This window comes from Streptomyces sp. NPDC058469 (genome assembly GCF_042721125.1).
Taxonomy (GTDB): domain Bacteria; phylum Actinomycetota; class Actinomycetes; order Streptomycetales; family Streptomycetaceae; genus Streptomyces.
The window spans coordinates 206,738-228,973 of the sequence record NZ_JBHXME010000001.1 but is presented as its reverse complement, the minus strand read 5'-3'; the positions used below and the strand labels follow the sequence as shown (position 1 = coordinate 228,973).

The 22,236-nt window shown below is 71.4% G+C and carries 20 protein-coding genes; 8 read left to right on the top strand and 12 right to left on the bottom strand.

Annotation, left to right across the window (positions count from 1 at the left end; translation table 11 throughout):
* Positions 1-84 precede the first annotated feature (84 nt).
* Entirely contained in the window at positions 85-1,140 is a 1,056-nt protein-coding gene (locus ACFWP5_RS01025; RefSeq protein ID WP_384148545.1) for a hypothetical protein, read from the bottom strand.
* 107 nt (positions 1,141-1,247) lie between these two features.
* Positions 1,248-2,501: an aromatic acid exporter family protein gene (locus ACFWP5_RS01020; RefSeq protein WP_384148543.1), complete on the bottom strand. Its 1,254-nt coding sequence runs from the start codon at positions 2,499-2,501 to the stop codon at positions 1,248-1,250.
* 182 nt (positions 2,502-2,683) lie between these two features.
* Between ACFWP5_RS01020 and ACFWP5_RS01015 the strand changes: the two genes are divergently transcribed.
* Entirely contained in the window at positions 2,684-4,045 is a 1,362-nt protein-coding gene (locus ACFWP5_RS01015; RefSeq protein WP_384148541.1) for an erythromycin esterase family protein, read from the top strand.
* On the opposite strand, the gene ACFWP5_RS01010 is transcribed toward ACFWP5_RS01015, so the two are convergent.
* A complete protein-coding gene (locus ACFWP5_RS01010; RefSeq protein ID WP_384148539.1) occupies positions 4,009-4,575 on the bottom strand; it encodes a CGNR zinc finger domain-containing protein in 567 nt (188 codons plus the stop codon). The two genes, ACFWP5_RS01015 and ACFWP5_RS01010, sit on opposite strands and share 37 nt — an antisense overlap.
* A gap of 172 nt (positions 4,576-4,747) precedes the next feature.
* On the opposite strand from ACFWP5_RS01010, the gene ACFWP5_RS01005 reads away from it, so the two are divergent.
* On the top strand, positions 4,748-5,749 hold the full coding sequence (locus ACFWP5_RS01005) for a zinc-binding alcohol dehydrogenase family protein (RefSeq protein ID WP_384148537.1): 1,002 nt from the start codon (positions 4,748-4,750) through the stop codon (positions 5,747-5,749).
* Between the two features lie 2 nt (positions 5,750-5,751).
* Here ACFWP5_RS01005 and ACFWP5_RS01000 read toward each other — a convergent pair whose 3' ends face one another.
* Positions 5,752-6,246 (bottom strand): FBP domain-containing protein, encoded by a 495-nt coding sequence (locus ACFWP5_RS01000; protein WP_384148535.1) that lies wholly within the window; start codon positions 6,244-6,246, stop codon positions 5,752-5,754.
* Between the two features lie 105 nt (positions 6,247-6,351).
* On the opposite strand from ACFWP5_RS01000, the gene ACFWP5_RS00995 reads away from it, so the two are divergent.
* Positions 6,352-7,287: a DUF3626 domain-containing protein gene (locus ACFWP5_RS00995; RefSeq protein ID WP_384148533.1), complete on the top strand. Its 936-nt coding sequence runs from the start codon at positions 6,352-6,354 to the stop codon at positions 7,285-7,287.
* Here the strand turns inward: ACFWP5_RS00995 and ACFWP5_RS00990 are convergent.
* Together ACFWP5_RS00990 and ACFWP5_RS00985 are read right to left on the bottom strand one after the other, a co-directional pair.
* Positions 7,218-7,829, bottom strand: a complete 612-nt coding sequence (locus ACFWP5_RS00990) for a PAS domain S-box protein (RefSeq protein WP_384148657.1) — start codon at positions 7,827-7,829, stop codon at positions 7,218-7,220. The genes ACFWP5_RS00995 and ACFWP5_RS00990 overlap by 70 nt on opposite strands.
* Positions 7,830-7,921: 92 nt before the next feature.
* Positions 7,922-8,164 (bottom strand): DUF6234 family protein, encoded by a 243-nt coding sequence (locus ACFWP5_RS00985; protein WP_384148531.1) that lies wholly within the window; start codon positions 8,162-8,164, stop codon positions 7,922-7,924.
* A 214-nt stretch (positions 8,165-8,378) separates the two neighbouring features.
* Between ACFWP5_RS00985 and ACFWP5_RS00980 the strand changes: the two genes are divergently transcribed.
* The 4 genes from ACFWP5_RS00980 to ACFWP5_RS00965 all read left to right on the top strand — a co-directional run bounded on the left by ACFWP5_RS00980 (position 8,379) and on the right by ACFWP5_RS00965 (position 14,637).
* Positions 8,379-11,555 carry a cytochrome P450 gene (locus tag ACFWP5_RS00980; RefSeq protein WP_384148529.1) on the top strand — a complete coding sequence of 1,059 codons (3,177 nt, stop codon included), beginning with the start codon at positions 8,379-8,381 and terminating at the stop codon, positions 11,553-11,555.
* Positions 11,556-11,581: 26 nt separating this feature from the next.
* Positions 11,582-12,547 (top strand): phosphotransferase family protein, encoded by a 966-nt coding sequence (locus ACFWP5_RS00975; RefSeq protein WP_384148527.1) that lies wholly within the window; start codon positions 11,582-11,584, stop codon positions 12,545-12,547.
* Positions 12,548-12,660: 113 nt separating this feature from the next.
* Positions 12,661-13,950, top strand: a complete 1,290-nt coding sequence (locus ACFWP5_RS00970; protein ID WP_384148525.1) for an ROK family protein — start codon at positions 12,661-12,663, stop codon at positions 13,948-13,950.
* 30 nt (positions 13,951-13,980) lie between these two features.
* A complete protein-coding gene (locus ACFWP5_RS00965) occupies positions 13,981-14,637 on the top strand; it encodes a M15 family metallopeptidase (RefSeq protein WP_384148523.1) in 657 nt (218 codons plus the stop codon).
* Positions 14,638-14,653: 16 nt separating this feature from the next.
* Here ACFWP5_RS00965 and ACFWP5_RS00960 read toward each other — a convergent pair whose 3' ends face one another.
* Positions 14,654-15,619 carry an SDR family NAD(P)-dependent oxidoreductase gene (locus tag ACFWP5_RS00960; RefSeq protein ID WP_384148520.1) on the bottom strand — a complete coding sequence of 322 codons (966 nt, stop codon included), beginning with the start codon at positions 15,617-15,619 and terminating at the stop codon, positions 14,654-14,656.
* A gap of 292 nt (positions 15,620-15,911) precedes the next feature.
* Positions 15,912-16,934 (bottom strand): PHP domain-containing protein, encoded by a 1,023-nt coding sequence (locus ACFWP5_RS00955; RefSeq protein WP_384148518.1) that lies wholly within the window; start codon positions 16,932-16,934, stop codon positions 15,912-15,914.
* A gap of 80 nt (positions 16,935-17,014) precedes the next feature.
* On the opposite strand from ACFWP5_RS00955, the gene ACFWP5_RS00950 reads away from it, so the two are divergent.
* Entirely contained in the window at positions 17,015-17,251 is a 237-nt protein-coding gene (locus ACFWP5_RS00950) for a hypothetical protein (protein WP_384148516.1), read from the top strand.
* A 26-nt stretch (positions 17,252-17,277) separates the two neighbouring features.
* Here the strand turns inward: ACFWP5_RS00950 and ACFWP5_RS00945 are convergent, their stop codons facing one another.
* The 4 genes from ACFWP5_RS00945 to otr(A) form a co-directional block, all read right to left on the bottom strand.
* Entirely contained in the window at positions 17,278-18,519 is a 1,242-nt protein-coding gene (locus ACFWP5_RS00945) for a ricin-type beta-trefoil lectin domain protein (RefSeq protein WP_384148514.1), read from the bottom strand.
* Positions 18,520-18,672: 153 nt separating this feature from the next.
* A complete protein-coding gene (locus tag ACFWP5_RS00940; protein WP_384148512.1) occupies positions 18,673-19,296 on the bottom strand; it encodes a VanZ family protein in 624 nt (207 codons plus the stop codon).
* A gap of 102 nt (positions 19,297-19,398) precedes the next feature.
* Positions 19,399-20,061 (bottom strand): DUF4230 domain-containing protein, encoded by a 663-nt coding sequence (locus ACFWP5_RS00935; protein ID WP_384148510.1) that lies wholly within the window; start codon positions 20,059-20,061, stop codon positions 19,399-19,401.
* Positions 20,062-20,349: 288 nt separating this feature from the next.
* Positions 20,350-22,212 (bottom strand): tetracycline resistance ribosomal protection protein Otr(A), encoded by a 1,863-nt coding sequence (gene otr(A), locus ACFWP5_RS00930; RefSeq protein ID WP_384148508.1) that lies wholly within the window; start codon positions 22,210-22,212, stop codon positions 20,350-20,352.
* Positions 22,213-22,236 lie beyond the last annotated feature (24 nt).

Genomic DNA, 22,236 nt, shown 5'->3' with positions numbered 1-22,236 from the left:
GTCGAGCGCAAGACCGGCAACAGGCGTTGCGGACGGTGCAACGGGGGGGGGCGGTTGTGCGACCTACCCCGCCGACTGACGGGCTTACCAGTCGCCGTCCTCCACCGGCTTGCCCCGCGCGTCCTTGAGGGGCTGCACCTGGCCGGTCGCGGGCGGCTGCCAGGGTTCGTGGTCGTCGCCCAGCCAGTCGCCGACCGGCTGCACCGCGTCCAGGGTGTCGGTGGGGGCGAGATCGGTGGCGTCCTGGTCGTAGTAGTCGAACCAGGGGAGCCCCGCCTTGGTGTACGCGGCGCGGTCCACCGGCGACGGCGGCGGGGCCTCGCCGGTGATGCGGCGCCACTCCGGAGGCGTCACCAGGTGCACGAAGACCCGTCCGGCGGGCTCCTCGGCCCAGGACTTCAGCGGGCGATCGTCCTCGTAGACCTCCTGGTGCATCGAACCGCCGACACCGAGCCCCATGGCAGCGGCGGCCCGGGGGCTCGGTGCCGGCGGCGCGCCCGGCGCGGGGGCGGCCTGCGCGGCCATCGGCATGGCGGGCATGCCGTAGCCCCCGGTCGGCAGGGTCGTGGCACGCGCCCGTGACTGCTGCGACCGGCGGCGCTCCGCCTCCCGCCACTTCGCCAACTCCCGCTCGCCGAGCGGGAAGGACTGGAGCTGGACGCCGCCCCACACCTCCTCGCCCGTGACCTGCCCCTCGACGGTCGCGCCGAGGCCGAGCGGGACCGCCACGAACTGGCGGACCGTGCCCTTGCCGGAGTTGATGCCGTCGAGCCACGGCTGGCGGGGCAGTACCACGTAGTTCTGCGGATTCCGGGACAGCCGGTCGCTCCACGGCTCGCCCGAGACCGCGCACACCTTGCCCACCCCGACCTGGAGGGCGGCCGGCTCCAGCGTGCCCGCGAAGCTCAGCCACATCGCCTCGCGCAGATACACCGGCAGCATCACCCCGCCCCGCGCCCGCCACTCCTCGGGCACCGTGTCCGGGAAGTCCGCGACCCGCCGGACGGGGAACTCGCCGAGCCCCGGCGGCAACGGATGAGTGCCCGTCTCGGGCAGCCGCAGGGTGCGGACGAACCGCACCGCCACACCACCGGGCAGCCGCAAGGTGTTCCCGTCGATCCGTACGGTGCTGTTGGTCATGCGCCCGCCCCCATCGTTCCGCTGTGCCGTGTTGTCCTCGTTGTCCTCATGGGGGCGACCCGCCCCCGCGTTCCACGGCCGGAGGCCCCCGCCCCCAGGTGACTCCGTCACCTAGAACGATCGGCGCCCGTGTCCCGGTTCCTGCGCAGCCGATCCGGCACGCCCACCCGCTCCCGCAGCCAGGTCAGCCGGGGCATGCGTTCGCGCTGTTCGCGGGAGACCCGGTCCAGTTCCTCCAGCAGCCGGCGCGAACGGTGCTCGGTGTCCAGCTCGTCCAGCATGCGGTTGACCTCGGTCAGCATGGCACCCAGCAGCTGCCACTGGGCCGCGTCGCGCTGGACCTCCTCCAGGAGCAGCTGGGCCAGCTTGTCGCGGGTCGCGGCGGCGGTGTGCAGCTCGGCGGTGAGCCGTGACTCCGCGGACTCGGCGCTCACCGTCACGTCGGTGGTCACCAGCACCGCGAAACTGACCACGGCGTCGCCGATCTCGGACAGCAAATGGTCTACGGCGGCGCCCGTCGGCGGTGCGAACAGTGGCTCGGGGTCGCGCTGTTTCGCCAGGTCGGTGAAGGTGCGCGCGAGGACGCGGAGCACGACCGTGCAGATCTCCAGGGTGTCCAGGCCGGTCCGCAGCACGACCCGGTGCAGCAGCCCCTCCTGTACGCGCGGATTGAGCCGCAGGCTGTCCTCGGCCTGCCGGAGGGCCGCGTCCACCTCGACGATGTCGTGGTCGAGCCGGCGCGCCTCGTGCAGCCGTGCGGTGGCGTGGTCGACGGGGGTACGGCCCGCCGCCTCCTCGCCCATGCGCCGCATCAGCCGCCGCAGCCGACGGGCCAGGCCCTCGATCGACTCGCCGGCCTCGTCCACCCACACCGGGGGAGCCAGCAGCAGATTGCAGCCGAGTCCGACGACCGCGCCGATCAGCGTCTCCACGACCCGCGCCCAGGCCGTGTTCCCGACCGTGGTGACGCCGAGGACCAGCATCGCGCTGATCGCCACCTCGGGGACGTACTCGTCGACCCGCACCAGACGTCCGACCACCAGCGCGGCCACGATCAGCAGGGCCAGGCTCCACCAGGTCAGACCCACCAGCAGGCTGAAGGCGATGGCGACGAGCACGCCCGCGACCACGGCGTTCACCCGGCGGATTCCGTTGGTGAGGGTGGCGTAGAGGGTGACCTGCACGACGAGGAGCGCGGTCAGGGGAGCGGTGAGCGGCGCGGGCTCGGGGCTCAGGCGCAGTGCGACGACATACGCGACCGTCGCCGCGGTCGCCGACCGCAGCGTCTGGACGACCACGGGGTCCCGGTGCCGCCCCACGAACCGCACAAGCGGCGCCGTCCACTCACGGACATCTCGCATCCTTGGCCTATTCCCTCTCACAGATGCGCCGAACGTAACTATTGAGGACAGTAGCTGTCCGTAAGTGGTCCTGGATTGTCATCACCGGACAGAGTCGACGGGTCGCATCCTGAGGGAAACCCCACCCCTCTACGGAGGGCCACCGGATGGCCCCGGTCCCCGGTACCCGCGACCCTCGGACGATGACACGGCATCGGACCGGACTGATCCTGACCATGCTCATCAGCCTCGGCGCCGTCGCGGCCGGCACCCCGGACGCGACGGCAGCACCTCCGACTCCCTTACCCTCGCCGACCCCCCTGACCTCGGCCGTGGTTGCGGCCCTCGACCGCTCCGCCCACCCCTTGCGGACCGTCGAACCTGGCGGCGCCACCGACGATCTGCGCCCCCTCGACCGGATGATCGGCGGCGCCCGGGTCGTCGGCCTCGGCGAGGCCACCCACAGCTCCCACGACTTCTTCGCCCTCAAGGACCGCGTCTTCCGCCACCTCGTCGAGACGAAGGGCTTCCGCACCTTCGCCCTGGAGGGCGCCTGGAGCACCGGCCTGCGCCTCAACGACTATGTCCTGTACGGCAAGGGGAACCCGCGGCGCATTTTCCGCGAGGAGTTCCAGCGCGACTACCTGTGGTGGAACAACACCGACTATCTGAAACTCGTCGAGTGGATGCGCGCGTACAACGTCCGGCATCCCGGCGACCCCGTGCGCTTCATGGGCGACGACATCGGCTGGGCCGGCCCGGAGCTCTACGACTCGGTCACCGCCTATGTGGCCGACACCCACCCCGAGTTGAGCACCCGCCTCGCCGAGCTGTACCGAGGACTGCGGCCCACGGTGCCGGCCGGGACGTACATCGAGCAGTACCTCGACAAGCCGTACGCCGAACGGAAGGAGATGGCCGAACGCACCGGCCAGGCGCTGGAGTTGCTGAAGCGGCAGTCACCGGGGAAGGACCGCGAGGCGTACGACTGGGCCGTGCAGAACGCGGCCGTCGTCGACCAGGTGGCCCGGCAGTACGACTTCGACTTCGCCGACCCCGCGCAGCTTCCCGCGGCCATGCGCTACCGGGACGAGACGATGGCCGCCAACGTCGTCTGGTGGCAACGGCACACCGGCACCAAGGTGTTGCTGTCCGCGCACGACGCCCACGTCGGCTACGTACCGTCCGACCCGGCCAACTACCCCAAGATGCAAGGGGCGTTCCTGCGCGACCGGCTCGGCTCCGGGTATCGCGGCGTGGGCCTGACCTTCGACCGGGGCTCGTTCAACGCCACCGGCCCGGACGACGCGATCCACCGCTGGACGCTGGGACCGGCCGGGGCGGGCAGCAACGAACGGATCCTGGACCAGGTGCGGTTCGCCGACTACCTGGTCGATCTGCGGTCGGTGGGATCACCGGCCCGGACATGGCTGGAGACGGCGCGGCCGACCCGCAGCATCGGCACCGACTACCCGGAGGACCTGCGGAACATCGCACTGGCCCGTAGCTATGACGTCCTGATCCACCTTCACTCGGTCACGGCGGCCCGGCTGCGCGATCGATAGCCCGCGATCTTCGCGAGGTTGCCGCAGCGGTCCATCGAGCACCAACGGCGGCGGCGGGCCTGGGAGTCGTCGAGGAACAGCAGCGAACACTCGGGGTTCTCACACTCCTTGACCCGCTCCAGCAGTGAACTGCCCACCAGCAGCACGCCGTCCCGGGCCACGGTAGCCAGCGCCGCACGCGCCGGATGTGCCGACTTCCAGCGCTGTTCGCCCAGTTGAGGCGCGAGATCCGGCCGCGCGGCGGCCTCGTTGACCCGCTCGACATCGGCCGCCGCCGGTTCCCGACCGGCCATCGCGTCCCGTACGACACGGTAGAGCGCCTCGCGCAGGGTTCGCGCGTCCGTCAGCTCCCGGGCCGTGACCCGCACCGGCTCGGTACCCGCCGACAGCTCCGCCTCCGTGATCCAGGTGGCCAGGGTCGCCGGATCGGGAAGCCGCTCGACGGGGGTGCCGTGCCGTTTGCCGAGCGTGGCCACGAAGTTCAGGCACGGGCGTCCGCCGATGAACGGGAAGGCGAGCGGGAGGGTCATGACAGGGAGCTTACCTCGCGTACACCGGTTCATGCGGTGTACGCAAGGGCGACCGACGACACCCGACAAGCCTTGACACCGGTTCGTCCGGTGTCGCATGGTGACACCAGTTCAGCGGGTGTCATTCGGATCGGCCCGAGTTCGGTGGCCGTGACAGGGAGCGGGTAGCGGTATGCGTGCGGTACGGATCGATGAGTTCGGCGGGCCCGAGGTGCTGGTAGCGGTCGAGGTGCCCGACCCGGTCGCGGGTCCCGGGCAGATCCTGGTGCGGGTCGCCGCGGCGGGCGTGAACCGCGCCGACGCCCTGATCAGGTCCGGGAACTACCACCGGGCCGGGAAGCCGCCGCTGATCCCGGGAGTGGAGGGAGCCGGTACGGTCGCCGCGCTGGGGGAGGGCGTCACCGGCTTCACGGTCGGGCAACGGGTCGTTGCCCTCGACGGCGTGAACTCGCCTGGTTTCTATGCCGAGTTGGCGGTCGTCCCCGCCATCCGGGTCACCGCCCTGCCTGACGGGGTGGACCTGACCCACGCGGCCGCACTGCCCGTCGCCTGGCTGTCGGCCTGGTACTGCCTGCGGCACCTCGCCCGCGTCACCAAGGAGGACACGGTGGTCGTGAAGGCCGCCGCGAGCGGGGTCGGCAGCGCGGCCGTACAGATCGCGGCCGAGACCGGCGCCCGGGTCATCGCCCTCGCCGGATCACCCGAAAAGGCGGCCTGGGCAGGGGAGTTCGGCGCCCACGCCACCCTCGACACCTCGGCACACCCCGACGACGCGGAGGTCGACGAGGTGCTACGGCTCACCGGCGGACGCGGCGCGGACGTCGTCCTCGACACCGTCGGCGGCCCGGCCTTCGGGCGCAGCCTGCGCGAGATCGGGCACGGCGGCCGGGTCGTCGCCCTCGCCAATGTCGCCCTGGAACCCAGCACCGTCGACACCCGCGACTTCTACCCGAAGAACGCGTCGGTCCTCGGCTTCCAGCTCACCAACCTCCAGATCCACGGCGGCTACGACCCCCGCCCGGACCTGCGCGAACTCGCCGAGCGGGTTGCCGAGGGCACGTACCGTGTGCCGATCGAGACCGTCGTACCCCTCGCCGAGGCGCGTGCCGCCCACGAGCGGCTGGAGCGGCGGGACAACCGGGGCAAGATCGTGATCGCGGTGCCGGGGGACTGACGTCAGACGTACAGCTTGTCGAGGAAGGCGGTCAGGTTGCCCACCGTCCGGTCGATCTGCTGCTCCACGGTGAGGCTCTCCTCGATGCGGATGCCCGACTCCGGGATCTTCTTGCCGCGCGCATAGAGGGAACAGGCGAGGTCGGTGCACATGTACAGGCCGACCGAGTTGCCCTCGCGGCCCGCCGGGCCGACCTTGCGCGCGGTCATCAGGGAGACGCCGCCGCCCGGGTGGGTCGTCACGCACAGCGAACACATGCTCCGGTGCAGAAACCCGCGCCGCGCGGACGGGAACCGCAGCGTGACGCCGATCAGCCCGTCCGCCCGCTCGGTGACGAGGTAGCTGCGGTCCGGTGCCCCGGGATCCCGCCAGCCCAGGAAGTCGAGATCGGCCCAGGGGCGGGTGTCGAGATCACGGGGTACCGCGAGCCGCTTCGCCTCGCCCTTCGAGCAGTTGACAAAGGAGTTGCGGATGTCCTGCTCGGTGAGTGATCTCATGGGGGAGCCTCCTGGGGGCGGTGCCTGTTCAGGCGGTGCCTGTTTCCGAAACCTAGGGGGTCTAGGTTTCGGGCCAGGGTAATGAGGCGAGCGGTGGAGGGGCCAATGGATTTCGGGGGCGTCGAGGGCGTCGGGGCGCGTCAGGCGCGGGCGCTGGGGCATGTGGCCGAGGGATCGTCGGGTCCGGCCGTCGACCCGCGACTGCGCATCACACTCAACTTCCATCCCGACCGTACGGCGCCGCCGCCCGGCCGCTCGATCCTCGACGCGCTGGCCCAAGACGGCACGTACCACTCGCAGTTCGTCACCGGCACCAGCAACGGCGGCCTCACCGCCCGTCCCGGCGGCGACCGTTGGCGCTGGGAGAGCCGGATCTTCGCGGGTGCCTACGACGAGGCGCCCGCACCCGAGCGACCGGTGTACGGTGCGCTGAACTTCCGGCGCCAAGTGGTCGGCGCGGCTCCGCGGTTCGGCTCCTCGCACTTCCGGCTGAGCGGTGCGACCCTCGCCCGCGCGACCTTCTGCTACCCGGACAGCGCGGCCGAACCGACCGACTTCGGCGTCGCCTCCGGCATGTCCCTGATCGCGCTCGCCGAGGCCGGTGAACGGGACGCCCTGAACGACTACATCGAGACGCAGGTGCACGGAGGTGTCGTCCTCGCCCGGGACATGGAGGCCCTCGTCCTGGACGCGAGCTATCGCGGCACTTCCGTCGAGACCGTGGCCCGCCGCCTGCCCTGCCCCGTCGAATGGCACCCCGGATACCGGCTCACCGTGGGGGAGTTGCGGCGGCACGCGGACTACCGGGGGCAGGAGTACGCCGATCTCGGCACCCTTGTCGCCGAGCGCGGTGTCATCGACCCACGCGTCATCGGCGACGCGGCCCGCACCGGTCGCTACGAACTCCAGGACCTGAAGATGGTGTGGCACACGCTCGCGCGTTTCGGGGCGCCGGAGGGAGCGGGTACGGCCTACCGTTCGGCGGTGTCCGTGACAGGCACCGGCGGCCACACCCCCGGCGTCAGCACTCCAAGTGCATAGGCGCGGGCGACCAGTTCGGTACGGTTCGCCGCGTCCCAGCGGGCCGACAGACGCCGTAGGTGATAGGTCACGCCGTCCGTCGTGAGGCCGGTCTCGCGGGCCGCGCGGGCGGTGGTGGCACCGCCGGCGAGCAGCGCCAGGATGCGGGCCTCGATCGGGGTGACCTGCGCGGGGGCATCCTCGCCGGGCCTGTCGTCGCGGGGTTCGCCCTCGCCCTGGACGCGGAGCATGACCAGCAGCGCCGGTGTCTCCTCGACCGTGTCGCTGACCGGGTCGGCCGTCAACTCCCCATGGCGCTCAGTGCCGTTCGGGGCCCGCCACCGTACCGACACCTGGTAGCGCGACCGGTGCCGCAGCCGCAGCGCCTGCGCGATCCGCTCCACCTGTCCCGACTCCTGCGGCTGGAACAGGTCGAGCACGTCCCGGCCGCGCAACCGCCCCGGCGTCGTACCGCACTCCGCCGCCATCGCGGGATTGGCCACCTGCACCGAGCCGTACACATCGCACACCGCGACCGGCACCGCCACCCGGTCGAAGAGCATCAGGGCACGGTTGCGCCACACCACGCCCTCCCTGCGGGTCCAGTCCACCCGTACCTCCTGCCACGTCCGTGCGCCCTACACCATCATGCGGCTCAGTGGCACTTCCCACTGCCGCTGAGGCACGGCGTGTAGTGGACGGTCGGGGTGGGCGTGGGGTCCGGATGAGCGCGGTCGTAGTCCTGCTGTGAGCCCGTGAGCAGCGCGCCCAGGAACAGGGCGACGGCTTCGCTGATGAACAGGGCAATGGCGGCGATGACGTCCGAAGCGGTGGATGTCCTGCTGGACCACGGCCGTCTGTTGCGCAGAGGTGGACGTTCGGGCAGCGCCTGAGCCATGGGCCCACCCTGCCGGGGCGGTCGCGGGGTGCGCATGAGTACGCGCACTCAGTTCGCGCGCCGTGCGTCGGTCTAGCCGGAGAGTGTGGTCTGCGCAAGGCGCCATCGGTGCTTCTCGCTACACGATCGTGTAGTCGCACGGCGCGGTCCGCCGGGGCGGGGCGAGCACGCTGGAGCGCAGTACTTCCGTACCGCGAAAGGCAGTTGTCGCGCCATGCCCCCCACCGCGCCGCACCCCCGGCCCGTCGACACGCTCCCCGGCGTGCCCGTAGTCGACATCACCGCGACCGGTCCCGGTCGCACCCCGATGCAGCAGATCATGGACCTGATGCGCCGTCACGGACCGGCTTTCGTGCGGCGGTTGCACGGCCGGGACACGCTGTTCGTCAGTGATCTGGACCTGGTGACGGACCTCGCCGACGAACGGCGGTTCGCCAAGCACATCGGGCCCGCCCTGGAGAACGTGCGGGCCTTCGCCGCAGACGGACTCTTCACGGCGTACAACGACGAGCCCAACTGGGCCAAGGCGCACGACATCCTGATGCCCGCGTTCGCGCTCGGCTCGATGCGCACCTATCACCCCGTGATGCTGAAGGTGGCCCGCAGGCTCATCGAGGCCTGGGACCGTGGCGCCCGTGACGCGCAGCCCGTCAACGTGCCCGACGACATGACCCGGATGACCCTCGACACCATCGGACTCGCCGGATTCGACTACGACTTCGGGTCGTTCGAGCGGGACGAGCCGCACCCCTTCGTCGAGTCGATGGTGCGCTGCCTGGAGTGGAGCATGACCCGGCTGGCGCGTGTCCCGGGCCAGGATCACTCGGCGGCCGACGCGGCCTTCCACGCCGACGCCGACTACCTCGCCCAGGTCGTCGACGAGGTCATCGCCGCCCGCACCGGCACCGACCAGGGCGACGCCGAGGACCTCCTCGGACTCATGCTCAGCGCCGAGCACCCGGTCGACGGCACGAGGCTCGACACCGCCAACATCCGCAACCAGGTGATCACTTTCCTGATCGCGGGCCACGAGACGACGTCCGGCGCCATGTCGTTCGCGCTGTACTACCTGGCCAAGCATCCGGCCGTGCTCCAGCTCGTGCAGCGCGAGGTGGACGCGCTCTGGGGCGACACGGCGGACCCGGAACCGACGTACGACGAGGTCGGCCGGCTCACCTACACGCGCCAAGTACTCAACGAGGCACTGCGGTTGTGGCCCACCGCCGCCGCGTTCAGCCGGCACGCGCTTCAGGACACGGTGCTCGGCGGACGCATCCCGCTCCGCGCCGGGCAGGCCGTCACCGTGATCGCCCCGATGCTGCACCGGCAGCCCGGCTGGGGCGACAACCCCGAGCTGTTCGACCCCTCGCGCTTCACGCCCGAGGCGGAGGCGGAGCGTTCCGTGCACGCCTTCAAGCCGTTCGGCACCGGTGAACGTGCCTGCATCGGAAGGCAGTTCGCGCTGCACGAGGCGACCATGCTGCTCGCGATGCTCGTCCACCGCTACCGGCTCCACGACCACGCCGACTATCAACTCACGGTGAAGGAGACCCTCACCCTCAAGCCCGACGGCTTCACGCTCACACTGACCCCGCGCACCCCCGCCGACCGTGTGCACACTCCGCTGCCGGGTGCCGTCGAGGCCCCCGCGACTCCTGCGGCCGACCCGGCCGCCCTGCCCGCCCGCGTCCGCCCCGGCACCAGTGCCCTCTTCCTGCACGGCAGCAACTACGGCACCTGCCGCGAGTTCGCCGCCCAACTGGCCGACGAGGCAGCGGTGTTGGGATGCTCCGTGGAGGTGGCACCGCTGGACGCGTACGCCGACGGCCTGCCCACCGACCGGCCCGTCGTCATCACCGCCGCCTCCTACAACGGCCGCCCCACCGACGACGCCCTGGCCTTCGCCGCCGGGCTGGAGGAGACCCACGACCTCACCGACGTGACCTACGCCGTCCTCGGCGTCGGCGACCGCAACTGGGCCGCCACCTACCAGCACATGCCGACCCGCATCGACGCCCGCCTTTCCGAACTCGGCGCCACCCGCCTGACAGACCGTGCCGCCGCCGACGCCTCCGGCGATCTCGCCGGCGCGGTACGGGAGTTCACGGCCCGGCTGCGCACGGCACTCCTGGAGACGTACGGCGATCCCGACGCCATGGACGCCGAACCCATCGAACCGGCCACCGGCTACGAGGTCCGTGCGCTCACCGGCGGCCACCTGGACGCCCTCGCCGAGCGGCACGGACTCGTCCCCATGACCGTCACCGAGGCCCACGACCTCACCGCACCGGGGCACCCGCGCCGCAAGCGCTTCGTCCGCGTCGCCCTGCCGGACGGGACCGACTACCGCACCGCCGACCACCTCACCGTCCTGCCCGCGAACGCCCCGGCTCTCGTCGAACGCGCAGCCGCAGCCCTCGGCGTCGACCTCGACACCGTGCTCGACATCCGCCCGGCCCGCCCGCGCCGCGACGGCCTCGCGGTCGACCGTCCCGTGACGGTTCGTCAACTGCTGACCCACCACGTCGAGTTGCAGGACCGTCCGACCGCCGACCAACTGGTCGCGCTGGCCGCCGCCAACCCCTGCCCGCCCGAGCGCACCGCCCTGGCCGCCCTCACCGACGACCCGCGCACCCTCGTCGAACTCGTCGAGGGTCACCCGGCGTTGCGCGGCGCCCTGGACTGGCCCACGCTCCTCGACCTGCTCGGCCCGCTGCGCCCCCGGCACTACTCGATCTCGTCCTCGCCCGCCGTCGACCCCGGCCACGCGGACCTGATGGTCTCCCTGCTGGAGGCCCCGGCCCGCTCGGGCAGGGGCGTCTACCGGGGCACGGGCTCCGGCCACCTCAACACCCTCGCGCCCGGCGACACGGTGTACGCCCGTGTCCAGCCGTGCCGCGAGGCCTTCCGGATCGACGACTCCACCCCGGTCGTGATGATCGCGGCCGGCACCGGCCTCGCCCCCTTCCGGGGAACCATCGCCGACCGTGCGGCCCTCCTCGCCACCGGCGCCGAACTCGCCCCGGCTCTCTGCTACTTCGGCTGCGACGCACCCGACGCCGACTACCTCCACGCCGACGAACTCCGCGCCGCCGAGAGTGCCGGAGCCGTCTCGCTCCGTCCGGCCTTCAGCGCGGCCCCGGAGGGCGGAGTGACCTTCGTCCAGCACCGCATCGCCGCCGAGGCCGACGAGGTGTGGGCCCTCCTGGACGCGGGCGCCCGGGTGTTCGTCTGCGGCGACGGCGCGCGCATGGCACCGGGCGTGCGGGAGGCGTTCCGTACCCTGTACCGGGACCGCACGCCCGACGCCGACGACGCGGCGGCCGAGCGGTGGCTCAACACACTGATGGCGGGCGGGCGTTACGTCGAGGACGTGTACGCCGCCGGCTGACCGGAAAGCGGAGAGGTGGGCGCACGGTGACGGACTCCTGGGAGCGGGCCCGGCAGGCACTCGGCTTGGCGGGCATCCCACCCGGCGACCTCGCCCACCTCCGCCCCCTGGGCGGCGGCACCTACAACACCGTCGAGGAACTCACCCTCACCGACGGCAGCCGCTACGTGTTGAAAACCGCGCCCACCGCCCCCGGCCTGGCGCACGAACGTCAACTGCTCATCTCCGAGGCCGACTTCTACGGCGCCGCCGCCAAGGCCGGGGTGGCGGCACCGCGCGTCGTGGTCCTCGACGGCGACACCCTCCTGATGACACTCTGTCCGGGCGACCCCTGGGACGACTCCCTCACGGACCCCGAAGTCGCCCTCCTGCGCACGGAGTTGGGCCGCCAGGTGGCCCGCCTGCACGAGATCGCCGGCCCCGGCTTCGGTTACCCCTCCGGCGCCCTCGGCCCGCTCGCCCCCGATTGGCGGACCGCGTTCACCACGCTCTACGACGCCGTCCTCGACGACTCCCGCCGCTACGGGGCCTGGCTCCCGCTGCCCGCCGCCGACATCGCCCGCACGGCCCGGTCGGCGTTCGCCGCCCTGGACGACGTCACCGTCCCGTGTGCCGTCCACTTCGACCTGTGGCAGGGCAACATCCTGGTCGACCGCACGACCGGAACGCCCCGTATCGGCGGCCTCATCGACGGCGAGCGCATGTTCTGGGGCGACCCCCTCGCCGACTTCGTGTCCCTGGCGCTGCTCGGAGACATCAGGAAGGACGAGTCGTTCCTCGCGGGCTACCGGGAAGCGGGCGGGCGGGCCGAGTTCGACCGGTCGGCCCGCCTCCGCTACGCCCTCTACCGCAGCTACCTCTACCTGATCATGCTCGCCGAGACGGTCCCCAGGGAGTTCGGCGAGGAAGAGATGCGCTGGCGGCGGGAGAGGGTCGCCCCCGAGCTGCTCGCCGCCCTGGGGGAGATCGACGAGACGGCTTCCACCCCGTAGTGTGCATTCCGCCGCCCCTTAGTTCAGGGCGTGAATTAAGAAGGCGGGGAAAGTCGCGCCCGGCGGGTCCGCAGGAGTATCTTGCAGGTCGGGCAGGGTTCGGAGGGAGCCACATGGCGGGGCGGAACGGGCGCACGGTACGCGACCTCAGGCGGGCCAACCGCACGGCCGTACTGCAACGGCTGTACTTCGACGGACCCCTCAGCCGCTTCGAACTGGGCCCGGCGACCGGTCTCAGCTCCGGCTCGGTGAGCAATGTCGTCGCGGACCTCGTCGCCGACGGCCTGGTCGAGGAGGCCGGCAGCGTCGACTCCGACGGTGGCCGCCCCCGCACCCTGCTCCAAGTCGCCCCGCACAGCGGCCACATGATCGGCGTAGACGTCGGCGAGACCCGGGTCCGCGTCGAGCTGTTCGACCTCACCCTCACCGAACTCGCCCGTGCCGAACGCCCGTTGGAGCAGCAGCGCTACGAGGTCGAGGTCATCGTCGGCCACATCCGCGACGGCATAGCGGAGGTCCTCGCCGCCGCCGACATCGCACCGGAACGGCTCCTCGGCGTCGGCATCGGCGTGCCCGGCATAGTCGAGCACACCCCGGACCACGGCGCCGTCGTGCACGGCCAGACGATCGGCTGGGACGCGGTCCCCCTCGAAGAGCTGCTCCGCTCCACCTCCCAACTCCCCGACGCCGTCCCGTACTTCATCGACAACGGCGCCAAGACCCTCGGCCAGGCCGAGATGTGGTTCGGCGGCGGGCGCGGCGCCCGCAACGCGATCGTCGTCCTCTTCGGCTCCGGCGTCGGTGCCTGCCTCGTCACTCCCGAGGTGGAGCACGGCCGGGCCGTCGAGTGGGGACACCTGACCGTACGGGTCCGCGGCCGCCGTTGCCGCTGCGGAGCCCTCGGCTGTCTGGAGGCGTACGCGGGCGCCGAGTCACTGCTGGACCGCTGGCGTGAGCAGGGCGGACGCCCGCCCGAGGGCACCGACGAGGAGACCGCGATGACCGCGCTGCTGGTCGCCGCCTACCCGCCCGAGGGCACCGAGGCCGACCCCGTAGCGCTCGCCGTCCTGGAGGAGACCGCCGAGTACCTCGGCGCCGGTCTGTCCGACCTGATCAACCTCTTCCAGCCCGAGCGCATCCTCATCGGCGGCTGGGCCGGACTCCAGCTCGGCTCCCGCTTCCTGCCCGCCGTCCGCCACCATGCCACCGCCTACGCGCTGCGCCACCCCGCAGGACGCGTGACCATCGAGCTGGGCCGCCTCGGCCCCGACGCGGTCACCGTCGGCGCCGCGATCCTCCCCCTCGCCGACTTCTTCGCCCGCGGCGGCCGCCGCGCCGAACCCGAACCCGAGGGCCCACCCCCCGCCTGGCGCCCTGCAAATGAGGAACGCGCCCCGCACTGAGGGGACGGGCAGTTGGGGGATGATCACCCCATGAACGAGATCATCCTGATGTCCGACGCCCGGGTCGCCGCCGTCCCCGTCGAGGAGTGCGGGGAGCCCCTCGTCGACGTGAGCGACGTACTGCTGGTCGACGACCGGAAGCACGAGGACGCCCAAGGCGCCGAACTCCATGTGCGCCAGGGCGTCCTGGACCGGCTCGTCGAGGCGCAGGCCCTGCTGCCCGACGGCCTGCGTCTGCTGTTCGTCGAGGGATACCGGCCGCCGGCCCTCCAGCACCGCTACTTCGAGAGCTACGGCGACGAGCTGCGCGCCGCCCACCCGGACTGGTCCGCCGACCGGATCCGGTCCGCCGCCAGCCGCTATGTGTCCCCGCCCGAGATCGCCCCGCACTCCGCCGGCGCGGCCGTCGATCTGACCCTCGCCGGCGCCGACGGCCGCGAACTCGACCTGGGCACCCCGATGAACGCCAACCCGGAGCAGAGCGACGGGGCCTGCTACACCGGCGCCGAGAACATCACCGCCGAGGCCGGGGCCAACCGCGCCGTGCTCGGCAAGGCGCTCGGTGCGGTCGGCCTGGTCAACTACCCGACGGAGTGGTGGCATTGGTCGTACGGAGACCGCTACTGGGCGCTGATGACCGGCGCGCCCGCCGCCCTCTACGGGCCGAGGGACCTCGACCCCTCCTGAGGCTGTGTGCTCGGTTCTATCCGGCGAAAGCGTTCACACCGGTTAGATCGGCGGACAGCTTCCACAGACGGGCAGCCTGCTCGGGGTCGGTCGCCCAGGACTTGACGCGGGTGCGGTCGTCGTCGCCGTCGGCGGCGGGCTCGGCGATGTCGCAGTCCACCAGGTAGACACCGCCCATGCCGTCCAGCTGGGGCGAGGTCGCCGCCCACACCTCGGTGGCCGCGCCCTGCTCCGGGGTCTTGAAGCCCTCGGGGTTGAGCACGTCGCCCTGCTCGTCCATCCATCCGCGCTCGATCATCTCCGCCTGGGGGATGTGGCGTTGCAGCGGCGTCAGGATGCCGCCCGGGTGGAGCGCGAAGGCGCGGACGCCCCGGTCGGCGGCGAGCCGGTCGAGGTGGACGGCGAACAGGACGTTCGCGGTCTTGGCCTGGCCGTACGCCTCCCACTTGTCGTAGCCCCGGCTCCACTGGACGTCGTCCCAGCGCATCCCGGAGAGGTGGTGGGCACTCGAGGACACCGAGACCACACGGGCGCCGCCCGACTCGATCGCGGGCCAGAGCCGGTTGACGAGGGCGAAGTGGCCGAGGTGGTTGGTGGCGAACTGTGCCTCCCAACCAGGCCCGACCCGGGTCTCCGGGCAGGCCATGATGCCGGCGTTGTCGATCATGAAGTCGACGGTGCGGCCGGAGCCGAGGAACCGCTCGGCGAAGCCGCGCACGCTCTGCAGGTCGCCGAGGTCCAGCTCGTCCACCTCGACGCCGGGCGGGCCGGCCAGGGCCTCCCGGGCGGCGTCGGGCCGACGGGCGGGGACGACCACCCGGGCGCCCGCCCTGGTGAGCGCGCGGGTGGCCTCCAGGCCGAGGCCCGAGTAGCCACCGGTGACGATCGCGAGCTTTCCGCCGAGGGCAAGGCCATCCAGGACGTCGTCGGCGGTGCTCTTCGCGTCGAATCCCGAACCGATCTTGTGCTGTGCAGTGGTCATGGAAGGAACGCTACGAATTGAAGTGCGCTCGAAGTCAAGCGGAGAGGGCGCGCGAGCCCGGACAGGGAGAAGCCCCGACCGCGACGGGGGAATCACGGCCGGGGCGGCCACATGGTGGGTACGGATGGCGGTCGCCTCGCGGCGAAAGGCTCCACAGGGCTTCAGCCGAACGATCTTCCCTGTGGGCGGAGGTTGAGGCCCGGGGACACTGTCCCATCCGCACCCACGGTCTGTTCAACGGGGAACTACCGGCGAGTGTTCCTGCGTAGGCCGCCGCGAGCGGTGATGTGCATCACTTGCCATTGGTCCAGTCCAGTAGCTCGTCCGCCGACCAGGTCGTCACCACCCGTTCGGCGGACACCCCGCACTCCTCCGCCCGCGCACAGCCGTTGATCTGCCAGTCGAGCTGCCCGGGCGCGTGCGCGTCGGTGTCGATCGAGAACAGCACCCCGGCGTCGACGGCCATCCGCAGCAGCCGCCTCGGCGGGTCCAGCCGCTCCGGACGGCTGTTGATCTCGACGGCCGTACCCGACTCGGCACACGCGGCGAACACCTCGTCCGCGTCGAACTCCGACTCCGGCCGCGCTCCACCCCCGTTCCGCCCGATGAGCAGCCGTCCGGTGCAGTGCCCGAGGATGTCCGCGTGCGGATTCCGTACGGCGGCCACCATGCGGCGGGTCATGGCGCGGGCGTCCATACGCAGCTTGGAGTGCACGGAGACCACGACGACATCGAGCCGTTCCAGCAGCTCCCGTTCCTGGTCCAGCGAGCCGTCGTCGAGGATGTCGCACTCGATGCCGGTGAGCAGCCGGAACGGCGCCCAGGTCTCGTTCAGCGCCGCCACCACGTCCAGCTGCTCGCGCAGCCGCTCCGGGGACAGTCCGCGGGCCACGGTCAGCCGGGGCGAGTGGTCGGTCAGCACCGCCCACTCGTGGCCGAGCCGGGCCGCCGTACGGCCCATCTCCTCGATCGGGCTGCCGCCGTCCGACCAGTCGGAGTGGAGGTGGCAGTCGCCGCGCAGCAGCGCCCGCAGCTGCTCGCCGCCGGGGCCGGACGGCGCGGGGGCCTCGGCCTCCAGTTGCTCCAGATAGGCGGGGACGCGCCCGTCCAGGGCCTCGCGGGCCACCTGCGCGGTCTTCGGGCCGATGCCCTTGAGGGACTCCAGCGTCCCGGCCGCCGCGCGTTCGGCCACCTCGCCCTCGGGGAGCGCCGCCAGCACCCTGGCCGCCGTACGGAAGGCGCGTACGCGGTAGGTGGGGGCCAGGGAGCGTTCCAGCAGGAAGGCGATCCGGTCCAGGGCCTGCACGGGATCCATCGAGCCTCCTCCCGCGAGCGGCCCCCGGACGGAAACCGTGGACCACTCGCGACCGCCTGATGCGTTCTAGGCTCTATTGCATGACCGAAATCGCCAGCCCGCACATCTCCACCCCGCGGATCATGGTGCTCAAGGTGCAGCCGGGCACCCCGCCGTTCCGCATCGTGGAGATCGACGGGGAGATGGTCTGCGAGGCCAGAACCCTCACCGACGTCCTGAAGGTCGCAGCCGTGTGCGGCATCACGGTGCATGACCTGGACGACCCGGACGTGGTCCGCTGGGTCGGCGGGGACAAGCTCACCTGGATGCCGCACTAGGCACTGAACACCGGGGTTCTACGAGGTCAGCCGACCGTCCACTTCTGGTTGGCGGCGCCCGAGCAGGTCCAGATCTGGAGCGGGGTGCTGTTGGCGGAGTTGCTGCCGGTGACGTCCAGGCACTTGTTGGCCTGTGGGTTGACGATGTCGTTCGCCGAGCTGACGGCCCACTGCTGGGCGGCGGAACCGTTGCAGTCGTAGAGCTGGACCTTGGTGCCGTCGGCGGTACCGCCGCTGGCCACGTCCAGGCACTTGCCGAGCGCGCGGATCGTGCCGTCGGAGCCCACGGTCCACTGCTGGGCGGCCGAGCCGTTGCAGTCGTAGAGCTGGACGGCGGTCCCGTTCGCGGAGCTCGCCCCGTTGACATCGACGCACTTGCCGGCCAGGCCCTTGATCGCCGCCCCGGCGGCCGTGTCGCTCGTGGTCACCGAGACCGAGTCCACCACCAGCTGGGCCGGGAAGGCCGTGGAGCTGTCGGGGTCGCCGGGCCAGTAGCCGCCGACCGCGAGGTTGAGGATCAGGAAGAACGGCTTGTTGAAGGCCCAGGTGTTGCCGCCCACGTCGGCGGGTGTGCGCGTCTGGTAGACGACACCGTCGACCGACCACTTGATCGAGTTGGGCGCCCAGTCGACGGCGAAGGTGTGGAAGGCGTCCGCGAAGGCCTGGCCGTTCGACAGCGTGTAGCCGGCGCCGATGCCGGCCGAGCCTGAGTAGCCGGGGCCGTGGATGGTGCCGTGGATCGTGGAGGGCTCGAAGCCGACGTTCTCCATGACGTCGATCTCACCGGAGTTGGGCCAGCCGACCGAGCCGATGTCGGTGCCGAGCATCCAGAACGCGGGCCACATGCCCTGCCCGCGCGGGATCTTCATCCGGGCCTCGACATGCCCGTACTGCGCGCTGAACTTCCCGGAGGTGTTCATCCGCGCCGAGGTGTACTGACAAGTGCCGTACCAGCACTGGTAGTTGGCCGGGTTCTCCTTCTTGGCCGTGATCACCAGATGGCCCTGGCCGTCCAGGGCCGCGTTGTTGGTGCCGGACGTGTAGTACTCGCGCTCGTGGTTGTTGACGTTGTCGCCGGTCTCCTGCGTCCACTTCGAGGAGTTGACGGCACTGCCGGCGGCCCCGTCGAAGGTGTCGGAGAACGTGACGGCGTCGGCCTGGGCGGCCGACGAGGACGCCGCCCGCGCCGGACCGATCGCGGCGGACGCGACCAGTGCGGCGGACAGGGCGGCGAAGAGACATCTGCGGAACATGCGTGGGGAGGCCACGTCATTCCCTTCTGTACGGCGGTCGTGGGGACCGGCACGCCGACTGAGGTGGGGGGTGAAAGCGTCGCCTCTTGATTTAAGGGATGAGATAAGGGGAGCGTCAATACCTTGGTACGGACCAGTAGTTGAATGTTACGGACCGGTAGTTGAAGGTCATGAGGATGCCTTCGGCGCTTTGGACGCCTTCGACGCCTTTGTTGTCGTTGTTGCCTTCGAGGGCTTCACCGGCTTCTTGGGCTTCGGGGTCTTCGCCGCGGGCTTCCGCGCGTGCACGGCCTTGCCGAGCCGCCGCCCCATCAGCACCCAACCGATCAGCGCGCCCGTGGTGTTGAGGATGACGTCGTCGATGTCGAAGGCCCGCCCGGTGATCAACGCGCCCTGCGCGAACTCCACCAGGAGCATCACGGTCGCCGTCAGCAGCAGCACCCGCAGGATGCCGCGAGCCCGGGGCGCGAACACCGGCACCAGCACACCGAACGGGATGCCGAGCACCACGTTCCCGCCGATCTGCTTGATGGCGTCCCGCATGGCCGGCTGGTCGAGATAGGCCTTCAGCGAGCGGCCCGGGTGCAGATTGGTGTGCACGAGCGCCTTGGACGCGGGGGACGGCTCCAGGGTGAGCCGGGCCAGTACGACGGCGAAGGCCACCATGAAGGCGAAGGCGAGCAGCATCGACAACACGCGCAGAGGGAGGGGTAGTTGGTGCCGTTCGGGGCGGCTCGGCTTCGGTTCGGGATCCGTCTTCCTGGTGCGCAGGCGTGCGGTGGTACGGGCCATGCGGTGGGCCTCCAGTTGTCAACGGTCCTGCGTCGTGAGGCGAATACCCGGAACGCGGATACCCGAGAGCCGGCCGACGATGCCTCGTCGGCCGGAGTCCGGTCAGGCGCTGTACGAGATGTTCACGTTCTTGAAGCCGAGTGAGCCGAGAAGTCCCTTGAGCATGCTGGTGGTGTTGGTCTCGGCGCGCGTGGTCAGGCCGCTGGTCTTCGCCGCCTCGGCGATGTGCTTGGAGGCGAGTTTCTGCACGGCCTGCTCGCTGTTGGGGTTGTCGGAGAAGATGTCGCCCAGCCGGTCCAACAGGCCGCGCTGCTTGGAGACCGTGTAGGAGTGGTCCGGGTCCAGCGCCGGCTTTCCGAGCGTCGCCTTCGGCAGCTTGATGCTCGCCGACGTGCGGTCGCCGTTGACCGTCACGTCCTGCTTGCCGAGCTTGCCGAGGTCGACATAGCCCTCCACGGTGCCCGCGCCGACGTACAGCGTGCGGGTGCCGCGGATCGCGTCGGGCAGGAACTTGGCGTCCTTCTCCAGGTCCACGACGACCTGGAAGTTGCCGGAGGCCGCGTCGTAACGGCTCATGTCCTGAATGGACTTGAGCAGCGCCGGACCCGAACGGTCATGGGTCTCGGTGCCGAAGATGTCCCGCAGCCCCGGGAGCACGGCCAGTCGGAGCCCGGCGAACAGTACGGCGATCACAACGACGACGGCGGTGAGCACCTTCGCCCAGCCCGGCATGCGCCGGGGTATACGGCTGATGGAAGTCGTCATGGGGACGGCCCTCCCTTCCTCGGTATCCGCATGCCCCCCAAATGCCCTGTCAGACCGACCTGTTGGCCGAACGGTCCATCTGACGGGGGCACGGAGGGCGCACAGGGGTGAAAAGTCACTGTTCCGGCCCGCCGGGAGTCCCGGATGGCCGCAGACAGCATTTCCCGGCCGCTTCGCCCCATGCGTCCCGTGACCTTTCCGGAGCACGGTCCGCTCCGTCTCGTGACACTGGCCACGGATGCCCCGACCGCGCCGTCCGTTTCCCGCACCCGCGCCGGTGAACACCCCTCAGTACGGCCGTAGTTCACGGTCCCCCGACGGCCGCGACCACCACATCCCCTCCCCGTGCGTGAGTCCGGGCAGGGTCAGTTCCACGTCCCGCACCCGGCGGGCCGGCAGCTCGCCGGTGATCAGCCAGCTGCCGATGCCGCCCGTCGTCCCCGCGAACTCGGCGCGACAGGAGGCGAGATGAGCGGTCACCGGCGCGAGCGCGTCCAGCGGGACCTCCGTCTCGAAGGTGACGTACGGCTCGTACAGCCGCGTCCGCGCCAGCCGCAGCGCCCGGCGCAGCACGATCGGGGTGAGGCCGCGGAAGTCCGCCGCCGTGCTCAGCGGGGCGGCGTACCCGGAACGGGTCAGGGTGACCCGGTAGTCCGTCACGGGCGCGCCCTGCAGCCCGCTGAGCAGCGTCGCGTGGACCGTGTCCTCGATGGCCTGGTGGAGCGCGCGGGGGAGCGCGCCGAGTTCGGTCTCGTAGCCGAAGAGCCCGCCGGAGCCCCGCTCCGCCGGTTCGACCCGCAGTCCGATCGTCGCCCAGTAGTGGGTGTGGTCGTGCCACGGGAACTCGTCGCAGGCCTCGCCGGTCCCGGCCGGGCGTTCCAGGAACCGCACCCGGCTCGGCTCGAAGTCGGCCTCGATGCCGAAGTCCTGGACGAGGGTCGCCGCGAGGACCTCCTTCTGGATCTCGCCGTACAGGAGCAGCACGGTCGCCCCGGAGGCGGCCGGCCGCGCGTGCAGCAGCGGGTCCTGGTCGGCCAGCGCCAGAAGTGCCGAGCGCAGCGCCGCCGCCTGCCCGGGCCGCCGCGCCCGTACGACCGTCTCCAGCGTCGGCGGCGCGAACTGCGGTGCCCGCTCGGTGAGTTCGCCGAGCCGGTCGCCGACCCGGATGTCCTTCGGGCCGGTCAGCGCCCCGATGTTCCCGGCGGTGAGCGGGCCGGAACGGCCGATGACTTCGAGACGTGTGACCCGTCCGGAGACCTCGACGGTCCGGCCGTCCGCCCCGTGGCGGTGGAACGTGAGCCGCTGGTGCGGGGCCACCTCGCCGTCGTAGAGCCGCAGATACGCCGTCCGTTCGCGGCCCGGGCCGGGGCGTACCGCGAACACCGTGCCTCTTGGGGGGCCGCCCGGGCCGGTGGGTGCGGGTGGGATCAGCCGGACCAGGTGGTCGACGAGGTCGGTGACGCCCTGGCCGCCGAGGGCCGAGCCGAAGAGGAGGGGGTGGATGGAGCCGTCGGCGGTGTGGGCGGCCAAGGACTTGCGCAGGTCGTCCGGGGTGGGGTGGGGGCCGTCGACGACGGCCGCGAGGATGTCCGGGTCGACCTCGGCGAGTGCCTCGGCCAGGTCCGGGTCGCCCGGCGGGCGGGGCCGTACGCGTGCTGTGGGCGTGCCGAGGGCCGTCACGTCGGTGAGCGGTACGACGTGCGGGGTCAGCCGGCGGCGGATGTCCGCGACCAGGTCCTCGGCGCGGGCGCCCGCTCGGTCGATCTTGTTGACGAAGACGAGCGTGGGCAGCCGTAGCCGACGCAGGGTCCGCATCAGGACGCGCGTCTGCGCTTGGACGCCCTCCACGGCGGAGAGCAGCAGGACCGCGCCGTCGAGCACCTCCAGGGCGCGCTCGACCTCCGCGATGAAGTCCGAGTGGCCCGGGGTGTCGATCAGGTTGATCCGGGTGTCGCCGGCCGTGAACGCGGCGACGGCCGAACGGATGGTGATCCCGCGCTGCCGCTCGATCGCGCCGTCGTCCGTACGGGTGTCACCCGCGTCGACGCTGCCGAGCCGGTCGATCGCGCCGTGGTCGAACAGCAGCCGCTCGGTGAGGCTGGTCTTACCGGCGTCGACGTGGGCCAGAATTCCGATGTTCAGGGTGTGCATGCGTGGTCGAGTCCTCGAGAACCG

Excerpts from the sequence above, each read along its gene's own strand:
- ACFWP5_RS01005 (WP_384148537.1), top strand. The coding sequence starts at position 4,748 with ATGCGTGCGGTACGGATCGATGAGTTCGGCGGGCCCGAGGTGCTGGTA.
- ACFWP5_RS01000 (WP_384148535.1), bottom strand. The coding sequence starts at position 6,246 with ATGAGATCACTCACCGAGCAGGACATCCGCAACTCCTTTGTCAACTGC.
- ACFWP5_RS01020 (WP_384148543.1), bottom strand. The coding sequence starts at position 2,501 with ATGCGAGATGTCCGTGAGTGGACGGCGCCGCTTGTGCGGTTCGTGGGG.
- ACFWP5_RS01010 (WP_384148539.1), bottom strand. The coding sequence starts at position 4,575 with ATGACCCTCCCGCTCGCCTTCCCGTTCATCGGCGGACGCCCGTGCCTG.
- ACFWP5_RS00955 (WP_384148518.1), bottom strand. The coding sequence starts at position 16,934 with ATGGATCCCGTGCAGGCCCTGGACCGGATCGCCTTCCTGCTGGAACGC.
- ACFWP5_RS00970 (WP_384148525.1), top strand. The coding sequence starts at position 12,661 with ATGGCGGGGCGGAACGGGCGCACGGTACGCGACCTCAGGCGGGCCAAC.
- ACFWP5_RS00985 (WP_384148531.1), bottom strand. The coding sequence starts at position 8,164 with ATGGCTCAGGCGCTGCCCGAACGTCCACCTCTGCGCAACAGACGGCCG.
- ACFWP5_RS00990 (WP_384148657.1), bottom strand. The coding sequence starts at position 7,829 with ATGCTCTTCGACCGGGTGGCGGTGCCGGTCGCGGTGTGCGATGTGTAC.
- ACFWP5_RS00960 (WP_384148520.1), bottom strand. The coding sequence starts at position 15,619 with ATGACCACTGCACAGCACAAGATCGGTTCGGGATTCGACGCGAAGAGC.
- ACFWP5_RS01015 (WP_384148541.1), top strand. The coding sequence starts at position 2,684 with ATGACACGGCATCGGACCGGACTGATCCTGACCATGCTCATCAGCCTC.
- ACFWP5_RS00935 (WP_384148510.1), bottom strand. The coding sequence starts at position 20,061 with ATGACGACTTCCATCAGCCGTATACCCCGGCGCATGCCGGGCTGGGCG.
- ACFWP5_RS00940 (WP_384148512.1), bottom strand. The coding sequence starts at position 19,296 with ATGGCCCGTACCACCGCACGCCTGCGCACCAGGAAGACGGATCCCGAA.
- ACFWP5_RS01025 (WP_384148545.1), bottom strand. The coding sequence starts at position 1,140 with ATGACCAACAGCACCGTACGGATCGACGGGAACACCTTGCGGCTGCCC.
- ACFWP5_RS00980 (WP_384148529.1), top strand. The coding sequence starts at position 8,379 with ATGCCCCCCACCGCGCCGCACCCCCGGCCCGTCGACACGCTCCCCGGC.
- ACFWP5_RS00965 (WP_384148523.1), top strand. The coding sequence starts at position 13,981 with ATGAACGAGATCATCCTGATGTCCGACGCCCGGGTCGCCGCCGTCCCC.
- ACFWP5_RS00995 (WP_384148533.1), top strand. The coding sequence starts at position 6,352 with ATGGATTTCGGGGGCGTCGAGGGCGTCGGGGCGCGTCAGGCGCGGGCG.
- ACFWP5_RS00950 (WP_384148516.1), top strand. The coding sequence starts at position 17,015 with ATGACCGAAATCGCCAGCCCGCACATCTCCACCCCGCGGATCATGGTG.